The sequence below is a fragment of the Achromobacter xylosoxidans A8 genome, assembly GCF_000165835.1.
Classification (GTDB): Bacteria; Pseudomonadota; Gammaproteobacteria; order Burkholderiales; family Burkholderiaceae_B; genus Achromobacter; species Achromobacter xylosoxidans_B.
On sequence record NC_014640.1, the window covers coordinates 1,656,568 to 1,675,880 of the forward strand.

Sequence of the window (19,313 nt, forward strand, 5' to 3'; positions counted from 1 at the left end):
AATAAAACCTAAGATTTATCCTCGTTGCGCCGGTCCGCGGTCCGCCCCAGGCCATGCCCTACCGCGGCGGCGGCCAGCGCGCAGATTGCGCCCAGCGCGGCAACCAGGGCCACGCCGTAGCCCAGCGTGTCCACGCCGGCCTTGACCCAGCCGCTGGCCGCATCGCCCGCACGGTAGACCACGGTGTCGATGACGTTCTTGGTCTTGTACTTGTCCTCGGGCGGGACCGCCGTGAACAGCATTTCGCGCCCCGGCCGGATCAGCGCGTACTCGCCGACGCGGCGCACGATCATGGCCGCGGCCAGCACGCCGAACACGGGAAAGGCCGCCAGGGCCAGGAACGCGACCGTCATGGTCAGCGGCACGGCGGTCAGCAGGAAGCGCAGTCCCAGGCGGGTGGCGACGCGGCCGGTGATGAAGATCTGCGACGCCAGCGACAAGGCCTGCACCGTGAAGTCCAGCGCGCTGAAGACGCGGATGCGTTGGGCCGTGTCGGCAAAGGCATGCGCCACCAGCCGGGCCTGCTCCATGTAGAGAAAGGTGTTGAGCGTGGCCAGCAGGATGACCAGCAGTGAAATTCCCAGCAGGTAGGGGGACTGGAAGATGCGCGAGATGCCTGCCAGGATCGAACCTTCGATCGGCTGTCGCATGTCGTCCGGCGCCGCGTCCTCGCGGTTGGCCGCGCGCCAGCGCAGCAGCCAGCGCTTGAGCGGCAAGGTGGCGGTCAACAGCAGCGCAGACAGCAGCAGCAGGCCGGCCGGCCCCAGCGCGCCGGCCAGCAAGCCGCCCAACAGCGGGCCCGCCAGCCCGCCGGCGCTCGCTCCCGCCGCGATCAGCGCGAACAGGCGCTTGGCGGATTCCATGCGGAACACATCGGCCATCAGGCTCCAGGCGATGGAGACGACGAACAGGTTGAACACCGACAGCCAGACGTAGAAGCTGCGCGCGGCCCAGACGCTGCCGGGCCGCAGATACAGCAGGGCGGCGAAAGCGGCCATGCTGAGCGCGAAGACGGCGTAGACCCAGGTCACCAGCATGGCGCGGGGCACGCGCGCCGAGAGCCAGCCGAACAGCGGCACTACCGCCAGCATGGCGACGAAGGTCGCGGTGAACAGCCACTGCAACTGGTCGACGCCAGCCTGGATACCCATGGTCTCGCGTATCGGCCGCAGCATGAAATAGCCGCAGAACAGGAAGAAGAAAAACGCGAAGCCGCAGGCCGCCGGCGCCAGTTCTTCCCGAGGAAGGCCCAAGGCCTGCGCGGCGCGGCCTGGCAAGCTGCCGGGGGCGGGCGCCATGGCGTCAGGCCAGCAGGGCGGCGATGCGTTCCCGCATGGCGGCATCCGGCATCCGCCCGAAGCCGGCCTGCGCGTTGTCCGCCATATTGGCCGGCTTGGAGGTCGCGGGGATCACTGCGGTGACCGCGGGATGGCCGATGATGAACTTCAGGAAAACCTGGGCCCAGGACTCGCAATCGATCTCGGCGGCCAGCTTGGGCAGCGCCATGCCCTTGACCCGGCGGAACAGCGCGCCGTCCTGGAAGGGGCGGTTGATCAGCACCGCGACGCCATGAGCCTGGCAAGCGGGCAATAGCCTTTTTTCGGCGTTGCGGTCGGCCACGGACAGGTTGACCTGGAGGAAGTCGGGCTTTTCCCGTTCCACCAGTTCGGTCAGCTCATCATGGGCGTGGTCGGTGTAGTGGGTGATGCCGACATAGCGGATCACGCCTTGCTGCTTCAGCTCGCGCAGCAGCGCCAGCTGATTGACGGTGTCGATCAGGTTGTGCACCTGGACCAGGTCGAGCTTGTCGCTGCTCAGCGCCTGCTGCGATTGGCGCAACTGGCGCATGGCCGATTCATGGCCCTGCGTGCTGATCTTGGTTGCCAGGAACGTCCTGGCGCGCAGGCCGCCGTCGCGGGCCAGCAGCGCGCCGGTGACCGCTTCCGCCTGCCCATAGCTGGGGGCGGTGTCGATCAGCTTGCCGCCCTTTTGCAGCAGCGTGTCCAGCACCTGGGCCAACGGCGCCATGGCGGCCTTGTCCGTGGGCGAAACGTTGAAGGTGTCGGCGGTGCCCAGCCCGATGACGGGCAGCGCCTCGCCGGATACGGGTATGGTCCGGGACCACATCGGCGTCACCACGCTGAGCGCGCGGGCCGGCCAAGCGGATCCGATCAGGGCGCTGGCTGCGGCGGTCTGGAGAAAGCGGCGGCGATCAGGCATGGCGTGGCTCCGGCAGAAAGGCGCCCGGCGGGGCAAAGAAAAAGGGCCTACACGTGAATGTAGGCCCTTTGTGCCGGTTTGGCTGCGTTGCGATTATTCGCGGTTGCCGCCGAAGATGCCCAGCAGCATCAGCAGGTTCGAGAAGACGTTATAGACGTCCAGGTAGATGGCCAGCGTGGCGGACACGTAGTTGGTTTCGCCGCCGTTGACCACGCGCTGCAGGTCGACCAGCATGAAGGCCGAGAAGATGACGATGGCCAGGACCGAGATGGTCAGCATCAGCGCGGGCAGCTGCAGGAAGATGTTGGCCAGGGCCGCCACCAGGATCACGACTGCGCCGATGAACAGGAATTTCTGCAGTCCCGACAGGTCGCGCTTGATGGTGGTGGCCAGCGTGGCCATCGTGCCGAACACGATCGCGGTGCCGCCGAAGGCCGTCATGACCAACTGCGAGCCGTTGCTCATGCCCATGACGAAGCCCAGCAGGCGCGACAGCATCACGCCCATGAAGAACGTGAAGGCCAGCAGCAGGACCACGCCCAGCGAGCTGTTCTTGTTCTTTTCGATCGCGAACATCAGGCCGAACGCGCCCACCAGGAACACGATGGCGGACAGTCCGGGGCTGGCGCCCATGACGCGGTTGATGCCGGTGTACATGCCCACGGCAGCGCCCAGCACGGTCGGGATCAGCGAGAGCGCCAGGAGCCAATAGGTGTTGCGCAAGACCTGATTGCGCGCGACCTCGCCCGGCGCGCCGGCTACGGCGCCGGAACGGTTAAAGGGGGACGGACGATATTCGTTCATGGAGAACTCCTGTGTACGGCAGAGTAATGGTTGCCTAGAAGGCTTAGAGGGGTAGGATACCTTACAGTTCCCTGAAGAATCCAGTTCTGCCTAGGATTAGACCAGAGGCGGGAAATAGGTTCCAGACGGGTCAACCCGGCCTGACATCCTGCAGCACCCTGGCGACGATGCGCGGCAGTTCCGCGTCCATGCGCGCCTGGATTTGTTCAATGGCCTGGGCCAGGGCCTCGCGCATCAGCTGCTCGACTTCAGCTTGCAGACGGGCGCTCAGCACCGTGGCGTCGGGCAGCCCGGCGCGCGAGGCCGGGACTGGCGTTTCCAGTATAGCGGTATCGAGGGACGTATCGCTGCTGTCCGCCAGGTCCGTCAGCAGCGGAAAGGCGTCGTCGTCATGGGCCGCTGCCGTGTCGTCGGCCAGTTCGGTCAACAGGGGCGCGTCTGCGTCGTCCTCGGCCGAGGGCGGATAGAGCGAGGGCTCGGCCCGTTGGGTCAAGGTAGGAATGCCGTGGTCGGCGGGGCGAGAGGGCATGGGTGGCTCCCGGATGTCGAGATGGCGCGCCGTACGGTCGGGGCGCTCAGCCGTCCGGCTGCTGGCGGCTGAGGTCGTGGCTTTGCGGCGTGTGGCCCGCGGTCAGGTAGGTCCGCCAGCGCTGGCGGGCCGCCTGTTTGTCCTCGGGGTCGTCGGAGACGATTTCAAGCAGGCGCTCGAAAGCCTCGAAGCCGGGAGGGCAGTCGCTGTCCAGATTCAGCAGCCAGGACGGCTGGGGCTGTCCGCCCTGACCGGCCGCAGCGGCGGCCTGCTGGGGATCTCCGGCGGTGAGGACCACCGGCGTTTCGGCGGCCAGCGGATCGTTGGCCAGCACGTGCGGCACGAAAGACGTGTCATCGAATGCCCAGAGCATGCGATCGAACGCGGCCAGGCGCGAGCCATCCCTACAGTACACCACCAGCCGCTGCCCGGCCAGGTAGCGCTTGCGCACCACCTGGCAGGCGGTGCGCAAGCGGTCGGGCGCGCCGAAGGCGAAGTCGATGCGCGTCATGCCGGCTTCCGTTGCTGCGGTTTCAAGCCTGGTCCAGCAGGTACTGCATCAGCAGCGGCACGGGGCGGCCGGTGGCGCCCTTGTCCTTGCCGCCGCGCCAGGCGGTGCCGGCGATGTCCAGGTGGGCCCAGCGGTACGAGGTGGCGAAGCGCGAGAGGAAGCAGGCCGCCGTGACCGCGCCCGCCGGCGGGCCGCCGATGTTGGCGAGGTCGGCGAAGTTGGACTTGAGCTGTTCCTGGTAGGCGTCGTCCATCGGCATGCGCCATGCCGTGTCCAACGACTGGCGGCCGGCGGCGGCCAGCGCGTCGGCCAGGGCGTCGTCCTTGGAGAACAGGCCGCTGTTGACGTTGCCCAGGGCCACCACGCAAGCGCCGGTCAGCGTGGCGATGTCGATGACGGCGGACGGCTTGAAGCGTTCGGCGTAGGTCAGCGCGTCGCACAGCACCAGGCGGCCTTCCGCGTCCGTGTTCAGGATTTCAATGGTCAGGCCGGCCATGCTGGTGACCACGTCGCCCGGCTTGTTGGCCTTGCCGCTGGGCAGGTTTTCGCAAGCGGGGATCAGGCCGACCACGTCCAGCGGCAGCTCCAGTTCGGCCAGGGCCCGGAACGAACCCAGCACGCTGGCGGCGCCGCACATGTCGTACTTCATTTCGTCCATGGTGGCGGCGGGCTTGAGCGAAATGCCGCCAGCATCGAAGGTGATGCCCTTGCCGACCAGCACGATGGGACCTTGCGCGGCCTTGGCGGCTTTCTTGGCGGTCTTGTTGCCGGCGTAGCGCAGCACGATGAAGCGCAGCGCTTCCTCGGAGCCGCGCGCGACCGACAGGAACGAGCCCATGCCCAGCGCTTCGACCTGCTTGCGGTCCAGCACTTCCACCTTCAGCGACTTGAATTCGCGGGCCAGGCGCTTGGCGGTTTCGCCCAGGTAGGTCGGCGTGCAGATATTGCCGGGCAGGTTGCCCAGCGTGCGGGTCAGGTCCATGCCGTTGGCGATGGCGCCGCCTTCGCGCAGGCCCTTCTGGGCCTGGGCCGCGTCGGCGCGCTCGACGACCTGGACGATCTTCTTGAGCTTGGGGCGGGCGTCGCGGTCGGGCTTGCCGAAGCTAGCGTCGTAATGATAGGTGGCGCTGCCGGCCGCGATGGCGGCGCTGCGCGCGCGGGCGATGACGGCCACGTCGGCGATCGGGTTGGCGACCAGCGTGGACACGCCCTCGGTCAACTGGGCCGACACGCAGGCTGCGGCGAAGGCTTGCTCGGCCGAAGCGTGGGCGCGGGCCGAATACTCTTCCTGCTTGCCCAGGCCGACCAGCACCACGCGCTGCGCGGACACGCCGGGCAGGTTGCGCAGGGTCAGCGTGGAGCCGGCGCGGCCGCGGAACTCGGCCTTGACCACCGAACGCACGGCGCCATTGGAGGCGCGGTCGATGAGGTCGGCGGCGGGGCTCAACACGCCTTCGGCATACACCCCGACAGCCAGGGCGGCGGTTTTGACTTGGTGCAGGGAAGCAGTGGTCTGTGTGCTAAATTCCATGAGGGTTTCCCGTGTACGTCTGTGTAGAATGCGGTCGATTATCCCGCATATTCTCCCATGTCTCTATTCAAACGCTCTGTCGTCAGCGAGATCACCAGTCACGCTGGCGTTGTCTTTTCCACGTTGCTCATCGTGTGGCTCAGCGTGCTGCTCGTGCGCCTGCTCGGTGAAGCCGCTGGCGGCAACATCGGAGCCGACGTCGTGGTGGTGCTGGCCGCGCTGTCGACCATTACCGCCTTGCCGACCATCCTCGCGGTCTCCGTCTTCATCGCGGTCCTGACCACCGTCACGCGCAATTACCGTGAATCCGAAATGGTGGTGTGGTTCGCCAGCGGCCTGTCGCTGGCCGATTGGCTCCGCCCGGTGCTGCGCGTCGCCATCCCCGTGGCGCTGGCGGTGGCGGGCTTGACGCTGGTGGCGGCGCCCTGGGCGTACCGCCAGATCGGTGAATACCACGAACGCTTCGAGCAGCGGTCCGACCTGTCCAAAGTCACGGCAGGCCAGTTCGCGGAATCGTCCGGCGGCAACCGCGTGTTCTTCGCCGAAGATCCCCTTACGCCCAGCGATGAACTGGGCAATGTGTTCGCGCGCGAAAACGGCCCCGAATGGCTCAGCGTGCTGACCGCAAGCAAGGCGCACAGCGAAACCATGCCCAACGGCGACCGCTTCCTGGTGCTGGGCGAAGGCCATCGCTACGACCTGAAGCCGGGCACCCCCGAGATCCGCCTGGTGCACTTCGACAAGTACGGCCTGCGCCTGGAAAGCAAGTCGGGCGGCGATCCCGTGGCGGAAGCGCGCGCCAATGCGGAGCGCTCGGCCAAGGCGCGCACCACGCCCCAACTGATCGCCGACAACACCAACAGCAGCTGGTCGCAAGTCATGTGGCGCATCTCGCTGCCATTGGCCGCGCTGAACCTGGCGCTGCTGGCGATTCCCCTGGGCGCCGTCAATCCGCGTCTGGGACGATCGGGCGACCTGCTCATCGCCGGCCTGGTGGGCCTGCTGTACATGAACCTGATCAACCTGTCGCGCGCCTGGATCTCCAACGGCAAACTCAGCTTCGGCCTGGGCGTGTGGGCGATCCACGCCGCGGTGGCGGCGCTGACGGTCTTCCTGCTGATGCGGCGCCTGCGCGTGAAGGCGCCCAAGAACAGCGCTTGACGCCACCAGACCCGACGCCTTGCGGCCCGCCCAGAGCGGGCCGCGGCGTTTTCAGGGCAGGTACTTCATCGTGCCGCCCTTGCCGGCCAGCAGGTCGGCGTTCTTCAGCACCGACTTGCGGATGAAATCCCATAGGGCCGTCACGCGCTTGAGCTTGCGCAGGTCTTCATGGCAGTACATCCAGAACGAGCGCGTGATCTCGACCTCATCCGCCAGCACCGGCGTCAGCCGCGGATCCTGCGCGGCGATGAAGCAGGGCAGGATCGCCAGCGACTGGCCCTGCAACGCGGCGTGGTATTGCGCCACCACGCTGGTGCTGCGCAACACCACCTTGCTGGCGGGCAGCAGGTCTTCCAGATAGCGCAGCCGCTCGCTGAACAGCAGTTCGTCGACGTAGCCGATGAAGCTGTGCTCGGCCAGGTCCGCGCGCTCCCTGATCGGCGGATGGCGGGCCAGATAGCCGGGCGTGCCGTACAGGCGCAGCGTGTAGTCGCACAGCTTGCTGCACACATAGGGGCCGCGCTGGGGGCGCTCGATGGTGATGGCCAGATCGGCCTCGCGCTTGGACAGGCTGACGAAGCGCGGCACCGGCAGGATGTCCAGGGTGATGTGCGGGTAGCGGCGCTGGAAGTCCGCCGCCAGCGGCGTCAGCACATAGCTGCCGAAGCCCTCGGTGGCGCCGATGCGCAAATGGCCCGACAGCGCCTGGCCGATGCCCGACAGGTTTTCACGGGCGGAGTGCACGGTGCTTTCCATCTGCTCGGCATGGACGAACAGGCGCTGGCCGTCCTCGGTCAGCACGAAGCCCGCGCTGCGCGACTTCTCGAACAGCAGCGTGTCCAGCTCGGCTTCCAGTGCGCGGATGCGCCGCGACACCGTGGTGTGTTCGACCCCGAGCTTGCGTGCGGCGGCGCTGACCCGCTGGGTGCGGGCCACTTCCAGGAAATATCTCAGGCTGTCCCAATCAAGCACTTTCCGGCTCTCCCAGGCCGGCCGCGCAGCGCGCCGCCGGCCAAATTCCACTTGTGCATGAATGCACAAGGAATGTGCATTTCTAGTGTTGCTTGTTGATTTTCACACATCTACACTGGGTCGGCGGGCTCAGAGCCTGACGACAGGCTCTCCGGGGCTCAAGCCCTGGGACCGCAGGCCGCGCAGACGGCGCCATAACGCATAAAACTCAGGAGACAAATCCATGAAATTGCACGCACGCGGGCTGGCCGTAGGCTTGTGTCTGGGCGCCGCATTGGTCGGCCAGGCTCAGGCGGCGGACAAGCCGCCAGTGAAGATCGGCATTCTGACTGACATGTCTGGCACCTACGCCGGCATGGGGGGACCAGGTTCGGTGGCGGCGGCGCAACTGGCGATCGACGACTGCCTGGCGGCGGAATGCAAGGGCATGAAGATCGAACTGGTGTCCGCGGACAACCAGAACAAGGCCGACGTGGGCGCGGCCAAGGCGCGCGAATGGTTCGACCGCGACGGCGTTACCGCCATCGCCGACTTGACCAACTCCGCGGTGGCGCTGGCGGTGCAGGGCATCGCGCGCGAAAAGAACAAGGTGGTGATGTTCTCCGGTCCCGCGACCACGGCGCTGACCAACAAGGAATGCTCGCCTGTGGGCTTCCACTGGATGTTCGACACCTATTCGCAATCCGCCGGCGGTGCCAAGGCCACGGTGAGGGCCGGCGGCAAGTCCTGGTATTTCATTACCGTGGACTACGCCTTCGGGCACTCGCTGGAAGCCGATACCGCCAAGGCCGTGCAGGCGCTGGGCGGCACGGTGACAGGCAGCGTGCGCCATCCCCTGAACGCGCCGGACTTCGCCTCCTACCTGCTGCAGGCGCAGGCTTCCAAGGCCCAGGTCGTGGCGCTGGCCAATGGCGGCCAGGACACGGTCAACGCGGTCAAGCAGGCGCGTGAATTCGGCATCGTGGCCGGGGGCCAGCGCCTGGTGTCGCTGCTGATCTTCCTGTCCGACCTGCGCGCGCTGGGCCTGGAAAGCGCCCAGGGCCTGTCGTACGTGGACGGCTTCTACTGGGACTACGACGACGCCACGCGCCAGTGGTCCACGCGCTTCGAGAAGGCCTTCCGCGGCCTGAAGCCCACCATGACGCAGGCCGGCGTGTATTCCAGCGTGCGGCACTACCTGCGTTCGGTCGCGGCTTCCGGCAGCACCGACGGCAAGGTGGTGGCCGACAAGATGCGCGCGCTGCCCATCGAGGATCCGATCATGCGCAACGCGTCCATCCGTCCCGATGGCCGCGTGATCCACGACATGTACCTGTATGAAGTGAAAAAGCCGGCAGAGTCCAAGGGCGGCTGGGACTATTCCAAGCTGGTGGCCACCATCCCGGCCGCCGAGGCCTTCCAGCCCCTGGCGGATTCGAGCTGCCCGCTGGTCAAGAAGTAAACCCTGGGGCGCCGGCAGGCCATGGCCGCCGGCGCGCCTGAAGATCCATGACGCGGATTCCATCCGCATCGACTACGCAGTGTGAGGAGCATCAAATGAGTGAAGTCCCCCGCGTTCCGCTATTGATCGGCGGCAAGCTCGTGCAGTCCAAAACCACCGAATGGCGGGACGTGATCAATCCCGCTACCCAGGAGGTCGTCGCCAAGGTGCCCTTCGCCACGCGCGAAGAACTGGACCTGGCCATCTCCAACGCCAAGGAGGCTTTCAAGACCTGGCGCAACAGCGGGCAGGGCGCTCGCATGCGCGTCATGCTGAAGTTCCAGGAACTGCTGCGCGCCAACTCCGGCAAGCTGGCCGAAATGATCACCCGCGAGCACGGCAAGACCCTGCCGGACGCCGAGGGCGAAGTCGGCCGCGGCCTGGAAGTCGTGGAGCACGCCTGCTCCATCGCCAACCTGCAACTGGGCGAGTACGCCGAAAATGCCGCGTCCGGCATCGACGTCTACACGCTGATCCAGCCGCTGGGCGTGTGTGCGGGCATCACCGCGTTCAATTTCCCGGTCATGCTGCCTTGCTTCATGTTCCCGATCGCCGTGGCCTGCGGCAACACCTTCATCCTCAAGCCCTCCGAGCAGGACCCGACCTCCTCGCTGTTCCTGGCGCAGCTGGCGCTGGAAGCCGGCCTGCCGCCTGGCGTGCTGAACGTGGTGCATGGCGGCCCGGAAACCGCCAACGGCCTGTGCGAACACCCGGACATCAAGGCGGTCTCGTTCATCGGCTCGACCCGCGTCGGCACCGAGATCTACAACCGCGCCTCGGCCGCCGGCAAGCGCTGCCAGTCCATGATGGGCGCCAAGAACCACTGCGTGATCCTGCCGGACGCCGATCCCGAGGTCGCGCTGAACCAGCTGGTGGGCGCCGCCTTCGGCGCGGCCGGCCAGCGCTGCATGGCCTCGTCCGTGGCCGTGCTGGTGGGCGAAGCCCGCAACTGGCTGCCCGACTTCGTCGAGCGCTCCAAGAAGCTCAAGGTCAATTCCGGCATGGACCGCGAAGCGGACCTCGGCCCCCTGGTTTCGCCCAACGCCAAGAAGCGCGTCGAAAGCTTGATCCAGAAGGGCGTGGACGAAGGCGCCAAGCTGCTGCTGGACGGCCGCAGCCTGAAGGTCGCCGGCTTCGAGCAGGGCAACTTCGTGGGCCCGACGATTTTCGACGGCGTCACCGAAAACATGACCATCTACACCGAGGAAATCTTCGGACCGGTCCTGTGCGTGGTAGGCGTGGAAACGCTGGAGGACGCGGTGGCGTTCATCAACCGCAACCCCAACGGCAACGGCGTGGCGTTGTTCACCCAGGATGGCGGCGCGGCGCGCTACTTCCAGAACAACATCGACGTCGGCCAGGTCGGCATCAACGTGCCGATCCCCGTGCCGGTGGCGTGGTTCAGCTTCACCGGTTCGCGTGGTTCCAAGCTGGGCGACCTGGGCCCCAACGGCAAGCAGGCGGTGCAGTTCTGGACGCAGACCAAGACCGTCACTGCGCGCTGGTCGGCCCATGCCAAGAGCGTGAACACCACGATCTCGATGCGCTGAAGTGGGGACGCCTCGCATGTAAGCTTATATAAATAAGTTATATAACGAGGTGTCCTTATTACTTATAATTGGCCCGTCTATCAGGGGCCAATTCATGAACCTGCAGCAATTTCGTTTTGTGCGTGAAACCATCCGGCGCGACTTCAACCTGACCGAAGCCGCCCGGATGCTCTACACCTCACAGCCCGGCGTCTCCAAGGCGATCATCGAGTTCGAGGACGAACTGGGCATCAAGATCTTCGAACGGCACGGCAAGCGCATCAAGGGGCTGACCAAGCCCGGCCTGGCGGTGTCGCAGGTCATCGATCGCATCATGCGAGAAGTCGACAACTTGAAGAAGGTCAGCGACGAATTCGCACGCCGCGACGAGGGCGGCCTGGTCATTGCCTGCACCCACACCCAGGCGCGTTACCTGCTGCCGCGCGTGATTCCCGCGTTCCGCAAGCAATTTCCCAAGGTGCACCTCTCGCTGGCGGAAGGCAGTCCCGCGCAACTGGCCGAAATGGTGCTGCACGAGCAGGCCGACCTGGCCTTGGCGACGGAATCGCTGGCCTTGACGCCCGGCCTGGCAACCTTGCCGGTCTATGCCTGGGAACACACCGTGGTGGTGCGTCCGGATCATCCCCTGGCCGAATTGACCTCCAGCGCCGCCAAGCGCCTGTCGCTGGCGCAATTGGCCGAGTTTCCCATCGTCACCTATGACCGCGCCTTCACCGGCCGCAGCACCATAGACGAAATCTTCGCCAACCAGGGCATCCATCCGGACATCGTGCTGGAGGCCATCGACGCCGACGTCATCAAGACCTACGTAGACGTGGGCCTGGGCATCGGCATCATCGCGGGCGTGGCCTACGATCCGCGCCGCGACGGCAATCTGGTGGGCCTGCCCGTGGGCCATCTGTTCGGCACGCATACGACCCGGGTGGGCGTGAAAGCAGGGGTGTTTCTGCGCGACTACGTCTACACCTTCCTGGAAATGCTGGCGCCTTCGCTGACCCGCGCGGTGGTAACCGAGGCGGTGCAGGGCACGCCCAAGTAGCAGCCCGGTTCCCTGCGGACTGAAGGCGCGGCGCCATTGGGCGGCGCGCCTTTTTTCTTGGTGCGTCGCGGTCCGCGCTATCCCCTTTGATAGGCTCATAAAAATAATTAAATAAGAACTGATCTCATTTGAGTTGACTAAAAAATAGGAATCATTATCATTACATCCAGTCTCAACGACCCAGTGAGGTTCATCATGACGGCAGGATTAAGTGCAGTGGTAGTGGGCGCCGACCGCCTCGGCAACATCCCGGATCTGCTCAAAGGACACAATATTTCGATCACGCACCACATCAGCGGCCGTGATCCCTCGCATCAAAAGAAGACGTTGCAACTGCCCTCGGGCACCCAGCTGGTCATCCTGCTGACCGACTTCCTGGGCCACAACGTCATGAAAACCTTCCGCAACGCCGCGCAACGCGGCGGCATCCGCGTCGTGGCTTGTCGGCGTTCGGTGTGCAGCATGCAACAGGCCCTGCAGCAATGCGGCCTGTGCCCGCGTTCGGGCTCGGTGCACTGACAGCGCGGTCTGCCGCCGCCAAACAAAAAACTGGGGAGGCCGAAACGGCCTGCGGCCCCTGGGCCGCGAAGAGAGATGAAAAACGCCGCCGGACTGGAAAGTCCGGCGGCGTTTTGCTTGTGGCGAGGAGAGCCTGGCGGCTATCCTGGAAAGGTGTCAGTTGGCTGCGCGGGCGGACGCCATCAGGCTGTTGTCCAGGCGGCGCGCGCCGTTGTAGCGCTTGGACCAATAGGCCATGGTCATGTTTTCGACGCGGACCACGCCGCCGGCGCTGGGCGAGTGCACGAAGCGGTCATCGCCCAGGTAGATGCCCACGTGCGAATAGCGGCGGCCCAGCGTGTTGAAGAAGACCAGGTCGCCGGCCTTGAGTTCGTTCTTGGCGACCGAGACGCCTTGTTGCGCCATTTCGGCGGCGTTGCGGGGCAGCTTCAGGCCCAGCGAACGTTCGGCCGTGTAGGTGACCAGGCCGCTGCAATCGAATCCGGTATCGGGGGAATTGCCGCCGAAGCGGTAGCGGATGCCCAGGTGGTTCAGGGCTTCGCTGACCAAGGCGTTGTCGCTGTTGACGCCCGAATGGGTCTTCTGGCGTTCACGCTTGAATTTCTGGCTTACCAGCACGCCGATGGGATCATCGGTGGTGGCTACCCATTCCGTTTCGTAGGGATCGATCTCGGACGTATGGGCGGTTGACTTTTGATTTGTAGCGGCACAACCTGCCAGACCCACCACGCATGCAACCAACGCCAGCAAACGCAGACCGCGAGTTGCCTGGCCGGAGGAAGGATTCAGTCTCGCGTGGTTGGAGTGTCGATGCATGCGCCTGGGGGTGACTTGCAGATAACGGCAAAAAACACGGAATTCGCCGTGAATGTGGCCGAGATGTCAGCAAAATCAACATTGTTCTACAACTTCGCGGGGATTCTACCAAACTTTTAAGACCAGTTCGTTACGAAACCGGCGTTAATGTCCATGCAGCGTGGACATTTGGCAGAACATTTTGACTTGCGGCAAGCCTCGTGCAAGGTTTGCCTACCAGAATGACCGAATGATGCGAGAAGAAATCAATCAGCCTTAAGGCGTAAGAAAGATAACAGGAGACATAAATGCAAAAAACCCGGGATTTCCATTACCGCTCGATCCATGACCGCGACGTGTTCTGGCGGGAAGAGGCCAGCCGCATCCACTGGGAGACGCCTTTCGAGTCCGTGCTGGACTTTTCCCGGCCGCCCTTCGCCAAATGGTTCACGGGCGGGCGCACCAATCTCTGCTACAACGCCGTCGACCGCTGGCTGCCGACCCAGGCCGACGCGCCGGCCCTGATCTGGGTGTCCACCGAGGTGGAGCGCGAGCGCGTCTACACCCGCCAGGAAACGTACGAAGAGGTCAACGCCGCGGCCGCCATGCTCAAGGAACTTGGGGTGGGGCGTGGCGACCGGGTGCTGCTTTACATGCCCATGGTGCCGGAAGCCGTGTTCACCATGTTGGCGTGCGCGCGGATCGGCGCAGTGCACTCGGTGGTGTTCGGCGGCTTCGCCTCGGTCAACCTGGCCCAGCGCATCGACGATGCGGCCCCCAAGGTGGTGGTTTGCACCGACGGCGGTTCGCGCGGCGGCAAGGTCGTGCCCTATAAACCTCTGCTGGACCGCGCCTTGGCGCTGGCCAAGACGCCACCGGCCTCGGTGGTGGTGTTCGACCGCGGCCTGGCGCCGTTCGAACCCGTGGCGGGGCGCGACCTGGACTACGCGACCCTGCGCCAGCGCCATCTGGGCGCGCGGGTGCCGGTGGAGTGGCTGGAGTCGTCCGAGCCCAGCTACATCCTCTATACCTCCGGCACCACGGGCAAGCCCAAGGGCGTGCAGCGCGATACCGGCGGCTATGCCGTGGCGCTGGCCTCCTCCATGGAATACCTGTTTGACGGCCGCGCCGGCGAAACCTTCTTCTGCACCAGCGACATCGGCTGGGTGGTGGGCCACTCCTACATCATCTACGGCCCGCTGATCGGCGGACAGGCGACGGTGCTGTATGAAGGCACGCCGGTGCGCCCCGACGGCGCCATCCTGTGGAAGCTGGTGGAGCAGTTCGGCGTCAACACCCTGTTTTCGGCGCCGACCGCGGTGCGGGTGCTCAAGCGCCAGGACCCGGAGCTGCTCAAGCGCCACGACCTGTCCTCGCTGCGCGCGGTCTACCTGGCGGGCGAGCCGCTGGACGAACCCACGGCGCAATGGATCTCTGGCGGCCTAGGCAAGCCCATCATCGACAATTACTGGCAGACGGAATCGGGCTGGCCCATCCTGTCGGCCCAGCCGGGCGTGGAAAAAGTGCCGACCCGTTTCGGCAGCCCGTCGTTCCCGGTGTACGGCTTCGATGCGCGCATCGTCAGCGAGTCCACCGGCGAAGACCTGGGCCCCGACCAGAAGGGCGTGGTGGCCATCGTGCCGCCGCTGCCGCCGGGCGCCATGTCCACCATCTGGGGCGACGACGAGCGTTTCGTGCAGACCTATTTCACCTCCATTCCCGGCCGCCAGGTGTATTCCACCTTTGACTGGGGGCTGGTGGATGCCGATGGCTATTGGTTCATCCTGGGCCGCACCGACGATGTGATCAACGTGGCGGGCCATCGGCTGGGCACGCGCGAGATCGAGGAATCCGTCAACAGCCACAACGCGATCGCCGAATGCGCGGTGGTGGGCGTGGCGGACTCGCTCAAGGGGCAGGTGGCGATGGCGTTCGCGGTGCTCAAGAATCCCGCCGGCGCCGAAACCGAGGAAGGGGCAAAGCGCCTGGAAGGCGATATCATGCGGCTGGTGGAAGATCAGCTGGGAGCCGTGGCGAGGCCCGCCAGGATCCGGTTCGTGGGCGCGCTGCCCAAGACCCGTTCCGGCAAGGTCCTGCGCCGCGCGATCGTCGCGGTATGCGAAGGACGCGATCCCGGCGACCTGACCACCATAGAAGATCCATCCGCCCTGGAACAAATAAAGGAGTCGCTGCAATGAATACCAAGCCCGTGCTGAGCGCCGAAGACGTCAAGAAGATTTTGGCTGCGGCCGAAGCACACGCCCTGCAGAACAAGTGGGCGGTCGCCATCGCCGTCGTTGACGACGGCGGGCACCTGATGGGCATGCTGCGCCTGGACGGCGTTGCGCCGATTTCCTCCCACATTGCGCCGGCCAAGGCCAAGACGGCAGCCATGGGCTGCCGCGAATCGCGCATCTACGAAGAAATCATCAACAACGGGCGCTATTCGTTCCTGTCGGCGCCGCATCTCGAGGGCATGTTGGAAGGCGGCGTGCCGATCGTGGCCAATGGCCATGTGGTGGGTGCGGTCGGCGTGTCGGGCGTGAAATCGACCGAAGACGCGCTGATCGCGCAAGCTGGCATCGCCGCACTGGGCCTATGAGCCAAGGCGAGCCGTCGGAAGCGCCGGCCGGCGCTTCCGCGCAGAACGCTGGAGCAGGGGGCGACGGCCCCCTGAATCCCGGCGTGGCTAAACGCGAGGTCTGGGCCTGGGCCATGTACGACTTCGCCAATTCCGGCTACACCACCGTGATCCTCACGGCGGTGTTCAGCACATATTTCGTCGGTGTGGTCGGCGGGCGCGCGCCCTGGGCCACGCTGGCCTGGACCGCGGCGCTGTCGCTGTCTTATCTGCTCATCATGCTGACCATGCCCACCCTGGGCGCCCGCGCCGATGCGCGTGCCAGCAAGCGCCGCCTGCTTTTCACCAGCACGGTGGGCTGCGTGGCCGCCACGCTGGTGCTGACGCAGGCCGGGCCTGGCGACGTCTGGCTGGCGCTGGCCGCCATCGTCATTTCCAACTACTGCTACTGCGTCGGCGAATCGGTGGTCGCGGCCTTCCTGCCGGAACTCGCCCGGCCCTCGGCGCTGGGACGCGTCTCGGGCTGGGGCTGGAGCTTCGGCTATTGCGGCGGCATGCTCACGCTGGGTCTGTCGCTGGTCGTGGTGACCTTGGCCGAGGCGCGCGGCGTAACCGCCGAGCATTTCGTGCCTTGGGTCATCGTCGTCACCTGCACGGTGTTCGCGCTGGCGGCGCTGCCGTCGTTCTTTCTGCTGCGCGAACGCGCCAAGCCGCAGGCCGGCAAGCAGGAAGCCCTGCACATGCTCAAGCGCCTGGCCTATGCCTGGCGCGAAACCGGCCAGCACTTTCCGGAATTCCGCCGCCTGCTGATGTGCATCGCCTGCTATCAGGCGGGGATCTCGGTGGTGATCACGCTGGCTGCGGTCTATGCCTCGGAGGTCATGGGCTTCACCACGCCGCAGATCATGCTGCTGGTGTTCACCGTGAACATCGGCGCGGCGGCCGGCGCGTTCTCTTTCGGCTACGTGCAGGACCGCATCGGCCACAAGCCGGCGCTGGCCGTGACGCTGTGCGGCTGGATCGTGATGGTGCTGGTGGCCTACGCCGCGGTGACGGCGCCCGTGTTCTGGGTGGCCGCCACGCTGGCGGGGCTGTGCATGGGCACCACGCAGAGCGCGGGCCGCGCCATGACCGGCGCGCTGGCTCCCGCCGGCCGGCTGGCCGAGTTCTACTCGCTGTGGACCTTCGCGGTGCAGTTGGCCGCCGTGATCGGTCCGCTCACCTACGGCCTGGTGACCTGGGCCACGCATGGCAATCACCGCCTCGCGATCCTGGTGACCGGCCTGTTCTTCGTGGGCGGCCTCATCCTTTTGTCGCGCGTGGACGTGAAGCGCGGGCTGGCGCGGCGCGCGGCTTGAGGCTTGCGGTTCGCCCAGGCCGCGCCGGCTGCTATCCTTATAGACTGTCCGGTGACGCCGCTACGATTGGCGGCGGCACGCCTTGATTGCCCGGCGCCGGCCTCGCGCCGCGGGCTCCGGCCCGCATTTTGCGTAAGGTGCCCGTAAGAGCGTGGCGATACGGTTGCGGTTGGGTAATGAACAAGCGGCACAAACAAACAGAATTACCGATTGGAGACAAAGATCATGTCGAACGCTATTGAGTCCGTACTGGTGGAAACCCGGGTGTTCCCGCCGCCCGAGCGCGCCGCGCAAGGCGCCGCGATCCCCAGCATGGAGGCCTACAACGCGCTGTGCGCGCAGGTCGAGAACGATTTCGACGGATTCTGGGCCGGGCAGGCGCGCGACAACCTGCAATGGACCAAGCCGTTCACGCAGGTGCTGGACGAATCGGACGCGCCGTTCTACCGCTGGTTCGGCGACGGCGAACTGAACGTGTCGGCCAACTGTCTGGACGTGCACCTGACCAACGGCAACGCCGACAAGACCGCCATCATCTTTGAAACCGACGACGGCAAGGTCGACAAGGTCAGCTACCGCGAACTGCTGGCGCGCGTCTGCCGCTTCGCCAACGGCCTGGCGGCGCTGGGCTACAAGAAGGGCGACCGCGCCATCATCTACATGCCCATGTCGATCGAAGCCGTGGTGGCCATGCAGGCCTGCGCGCGCCTGGGCGTGACGCACTCGGTGGTGTTCGGCGGCTTCTCGGCCAAGAGCCTGCAGGAGCGCATCATGGACGTGGGCGCGTCGCTGGTCATCACCGCCGACGAACAGGTGCGCGGCGGCAAGACCATCCCGCTCAAGCCCGCCGTGGAAGAAGCCTTCACCATGGGCGGCTGCGAGGCCGTGACCAAGGTCATCGTCTACCGCCGTACCGGCGGCAAGGTGCAATGGAACGAAGGCCGCGACCTCTGGATGCACGACGTCGAGGCCGGCCAGCCCGACACCTGCGAGCCCGTGCCGGTCAACGCCGAGCACCCGCTCTTCATCCTCTACACCTCCGGTTCCACCGGCAAGCCCAAGGGCGTGCAGCATTCCTCGGCGGGCTACCTGCTGTGGGCGCTGCTGACGGTGAAGTGGACCTTCGACGCCCGCAAGGACGACGTCTACTGGTGCACGGCCGACGTGGGCTGGGTTACCGGCCACACCTACATCACCTATGGCCCGCTGGCGGCCGGCCTGACGCAGGTCGTGTTCGAAGGCGTGCCGACCTATCCCAACGCCGGCCGCTTCTGGGACATGATCGCGCGCCACAAGGTCACCACCTTCTACACCGCGCCCACCGCGATCCGCTCGCTGATCAAGGCCGCCGAGGCCGCGCCCGAAGCGCATCCGCAGAACTACGACCTGGACAGCCTGCGCATCATCGGCACGGTGGGCGAACCCATCAATCCCGAAGCCTGGATGTGGTACCACAAGAACATCGGCCGCGAGCGCTGCCCCATTGTGGACACCTGGTGGCAGACCGAGACCGGCGGCCACATGATCACGCCGCTGCCGGGCGCCACGCCGACCAAGCCTGGTTCCTGCACCTTGCCGCTGCCGGGCATCGCCGCCGCCATCGTCGATGAGACGGGTGGCGATGTGGAGCAGGGCAATGGCGGCTTCCTGGTCATCAAGCGTCCCTGGCCCGCCATGATCCGCAACATCTGGGGCGACCCGGAGCGTTTCAAGAAGAGCTACTTCCCGCCCGAATTGCGCGGCTACTACCTGGCTGGCGACGGCGCGCAGCGCGATGCTGACGGCTACTTCTGGATCATGGGCCGTATCGACGACGTGCTGAACGTGTCGGGCCACCGCCTGGGCACGATGGAGGTCGAGTCGGCCCTGGTGGCGCACGAACTGGTGGCGGAAGCCGCCGTGGTGGGCCGTCCCGACGACACCACCGGCGAAGCCGTGGTGGCCTTCGTGGTGCTCAAGCGTTCGCGTCCCGAAGGCGACGAGGCGCAAGCCATCGCCAAGGTGCTGCGCGACTGGGTGGCCAAGGAAATCGGCCCCATCGCCAAGCCCAAGGACATCCGCTTTGGCGACAACCTGCCCAAGACGCGCTCGGGCAAGATCATGCGCCGCCTGTTGCGCGTGGTCGCCAAGGGCGAGGAAATCACGCAGGACGTGTCCACGCTGGAGAACCCGGCCATCCTGGAACAGCTGGCCAAGTCCTTGTGATCGTTCCCGTCCGCATGATGGACGGGAATGGCCCGCCTGTGACCGCCCTGGCGGGTAA

At 65.9% G+C, this 19,313-nt stretch carries 17 protein-coding genes; 9 read left to right on the forward strand and 8 right to left on the reverse strand.

The genetic code is table 11. The annotated features are described in order from the left end of the window. Positions 1-8: 8 nt before the first annotated feature. From AXYL_RS07770 to AXYL_RS07795, 6 genes are all read right to left on the reverse strand, one after another. Positions 9-1,298, reverse strand: coding sequence for an NTP/NDP exchange transporter (locus AXYL_RS07770; protein ID WP_013392243.1), 1,290 nt, complete (start codon positions 1,296-1,298; stop codon positions 9-11). 4 nt (positions 1,299-1,302) lie between these two features. Then, on the reverse strand, positions 1,303-2,220 hold the full coding sequence (locus tag AXYL_RS07775; protein ID WP_013392244.1) for an aldo/keto reductase: 918 nt from the start codon (positions 2,218-2,220) through the stop codon (positions 1,303-1,305). 93 nt (positions 2,221-2,313) lie between these two features. After that, positions 2,314-3,024: a Bax inhibitor-1/YccA family protein gene (locus AXYL_RS07780; protein ID WP_013392245.1), complete on the reverse strand. Its 711-nt coding sequence runs from the start codon at positions 3,022-3,024 to the stop codon at positions 2,314-2,316. Between the two features lie 130 nt (positions 3,025-3,154). Next, positions 3,155-3,553 (reverse strand): hypothetical protein, encoded by a 399-nt coding sequence (locus AXYL_RS34280; protein WP_013392246.1) that lies wholly within the window; start codon positions 3,551-3,553, stop codon positions 3,155-3,157. Between the two features lie 46 nt (positions 3,554-3,599). After that, positions 3,600-4,064, reverse strand: a complete 465-nt coding sequence (locus tag AXYL_RS07790; RefSeq protein ID WP_013392247.1) for a DNA polymerase III subunit chi — start codon at positions 4,062-4,064, stop codon at positions 3,600-3,602. Positions 4,065-4,086: 22 nt separating this feature from the next. Continuing rightward, positions 4,087-5,595 (reverse strand): leucyl aminopeptidase, encoded by a 1,509-nt coding sequence (locus tag AXYL_RS07795; protein ID WP_013392248.1) that lies wholly within the window; start codon positions 5,593-5,595, stop codon positions 4,087-4,089. 57 nt (positions 5,596-5,652) lie between these two features. Between AXYL_RS07795 and lptF the strand changes: the two genes are divergently transcribed. Next, entirely contained in the window at positions 5,653-6,756 is a 1,104-nt protein-coding gene (lptF, locus tag AXYL_RS07800; RefSeq protein ID WP_013392249.1) for an LPS export ABC transporter permease LptF, read from the forward strand. A gap of 51 nt (positions 6,757-6,807) precedes the next feature. Here the strand turns inward: lptF and AXYL_RS07805 are convergent, their stop codons facing one another. Further along, a complete protein-coding gene (locus tag AXYL_RS07805) occupies positions 6,808-7,728 on the reverse strand; it encodes a LysR family transcriptional regulator (protein WP_013392250.1) in 921 nt (306 codons plus the stop codon). Between the two features lie 223 nt (positions 7,729-7,951). On the opposite strand from AXYL_RS07805, the gene AXYL_RS07810 reads away from it, so the two are divergent. The 4 genes from AXYL_RS07810 (at position 7,952) to AXYL_RS07825 (ending at position 12,316) form a co-directional block, all read left to right on the forward strand. Beyond that, positions 7,952-9,169: an ABC transporter substrate-binding protein gene (locus AXYL_RS07810; RefSeq protein ID WP_013392251.1), complete on the forward strand. Its 1,218-nt coding sequence runs from the start codon at positions 7,952-7,954 to the stop codon at positions 9,167-9,169. Between the two features lie 95 nt (positions 9,170-9,264). Next, complete coding sequence (locus tag AXYL_RS07815) at positions 9,265-10,758, forward strand: CoA-acylating methylmalonate-semialdehyde dehydrogenase (protein WP_013392252.1); 1,494 nt, start codon at positions 9,265-9,267, stop codon at positions 10,756-10,758. Positions 10,759-10,852: 94 nt separating this feature from the next. Next, positions 10,853-11,797 (forward strand): CysB family HTH-type transcriptional regulator, encoded by a 945-nt coding sequence (locus AXYL_RS07820; RefSeq protein WP_013392253.1) that lies wholly within the window; start codon positions 10,853-10,855, stop codon positions 11,795-11,797. A gap of 195 nt (positions 11,798-11,992) precedes the next feature. Next, a complete protein-coding gene (locus AXYL_RS07825; protein ID WP_013392254.1) occupies positions 11,993-12,316 on the forward strand; it encodes a DUF2325 domain-containing protein in 324 nt (107 codons plus the stop codon). A 156-nt stretch (positions 12,317-12,472) separates the two neighbouring features. Here AXYL_RS07825 and AXYL_RS07830 read toward each other — a convergent pair whose 3' ends face one another. After that, the gene (locus AXYL_RS07830) at positions 12,473-13,132 is read right to left on the reverse strand and encodes a C40 family peptidase (RefSeq protein WP_013392255.1); all 660 of its coding nucleotides are present in this window, start codon (positions 13,130-13,132) and stop codon (positions 12,473-12,475) included. Positions 13,133-13,419: 287 nt separating this feature from the next. Here AXYL_RS07830 and AXYL_RS07835 point away from each other — a divergent pair, with 287 nt between their 5' ends. The 4 genes from AXYL_RS07835 (at position 13,420) to acs (ending at position 19,255) form a co-directional block, all read left to right on the forward strand. Further along, positions 13,420-15,309 (forward strand): propionate--CoA ligase, encoded by a 1,890-nt coding sequence (locus tag AXYL_RS07835; RefSeq protein WP_013392256.1) that lies wholly within the window; start codon positions 13,420-13,422, stop codon positions 15,307-15,309. After that, on the forward strand, positions 15,306-15,713 hold the full coding sequence (locus AXYL_RS07840; RefSeq protein WP_013392257.1) for a GlcG/HbpS family heme-binding protein: 408 nt from the start codon (positions 15,306-15,308) through the stop codon (positions 15,711-15,713). Before AXYL_RS07835 ends, AXYL_RS07840 begins: the two co-directional genes overlap by 4 nt. After that, complete coding sequence (locus AXYL_RS07845) at positions 15,710-17,050, forward strand: MFS transporter (protein WP_013392258.1); 1,341 nt, start codon at positions 15,710-15,712, stop codon at positions 17,048-17,050. Before AXYL_RS07840 ends, AXYL_RS07845 begins: the two co-directional genes overlap by 4 nt. 225 nt (positions 17,051-17,275) lie before the next feature. Then, on the forward strand, positions 17,276-19,255 hold the full coding sequence (acs, locus tag AXYL_RS07850; RefSeq protein WP_013392259.1) for an acetate--CoA ligase: 1,980 nt from the start codon (positions 17,276-17,278) through the stop codon (positions 19,253-19,255). The last annotated feature ends 58 nt before the right edge of the window (positions 19,256-19,313 follow it).

Excerpts from the sequence above, each read along its gene's own strand:
- AXYL_RS07770 (WP_013392243.1), bottom strand. The coding sequence starts at position 1,298 with ATGGCGCCCGCCCCCGGCAGCTTGCCAGGCCGCGCCGCGCAGGCCTTG.
- AXYL_RS07775 (WP_013392244.1), bottom strand. The coding sequence starts at position 2,220 with ATGCCTGATCGCCGCCGCTTTCTCCAGACCGCCGCAGCCAGCGCCCTG.
- AXYL_RS07780 (WP_013392245.1), bottom strand. The coding sequence starts at position 3,024 with ATGAACGAATATCGTCCGTCCCCCTTTAACCGTTCCGGCGCCGTAGCC.
- AXYL_RS34280 (WP_013392246.1), bottom strand. The coding sequence starts at position 3,553 with ATGCCCTCTCGCCCCGCCGACCACGGCATTCCTACCTTGACCCAACGG.
- AXYL_RS07790 (WP_013392247.1), bottom strand. The coding sequence starts at position 4,064 with ATGACGCGCATCGACTTCGCCTTCGGCGCGCCCGACCGCTTGCGCACC.
- AXYL_RS07795 (WP_013392248.1), bottom strand. The coding sequence starts at position 5,595 with ATGGAATTTAGCACACAGACCACTGCTTCCCTGCACCAAGTCAAAACC.
- lptF (WP_013392249.1), top strand. The coding sequence starts at position 5,653 with ATGTCTCTATTCAAACGCTCTGTCGTCAGCGAGATCACCAGTCACGCT.
- AXYL_RS07810 (WP_013392251.1), top strand. The coding sequence starts at position 7,952 with ATGAAATTGCACGCACGCGGGCTGGCCGTAGGCTTGTGTCTGGGCGCC.
- AXYL_RS07815 (WP_013392252.1), top strand. The coding sequence starts at position 9,265 with ATGAGTGAAGTCCCCCGCGTTCCGCTATTGATCGGCGGCAAGCTCGTG.
- AXYL_RS07820 (WP_013392253.1), top strand. The coding sequence starts at position 10,853 with ATGAACCTGCAGCAATTTCGTTTTGTGCGTGAAACCATCCGGCGCGAC.
- AXYL_RS07825 (WP_013392254.1), top strand. The coding sequence starts at position 11,993 with ATGACGGCAGGATTAAGTGCAGTGGTAGTGGGCGCCGACCGCCTCGGC.
- AXYL_RS07830 (WP_013392255.1), bottom strand. The coding sequence starts at position 13,132 with ATGCATCGACACTCCAACCACGCGAGACTGAATCCTTCCTCCGGCCAG.
- AXYL_RS07835 (WP_013392256.1), top strand. The coding sequence starts at position 13,420 with ATGCAAAAAACCCGGGATTTCCATTACCGCTCGATCCATGACCGCGAC.
- AXYL_RS07840 (WP_013392257.1), top strand. The coding sequence starts at position 15,306 with ATGAATACCAAGCCCGTGCTGAGCGCCGAAGACGTCAAGAAGATTTTG.
- AXYL_RS07845 (WP_013392258.1), top strand. The coding sequence starts at position 15,710 with ATGAGCCAAGGCGAGCCGTCGGAAGCGCCGGCCGGCGCTTCCGCGCAG.
- acs (WP_013392259.1), top strand. The coding sequence starts at position 17,276 with ATGTCGAACGCTATTGAGTCCGTACTGGTGGAAACCCGGGTGTTCCCG.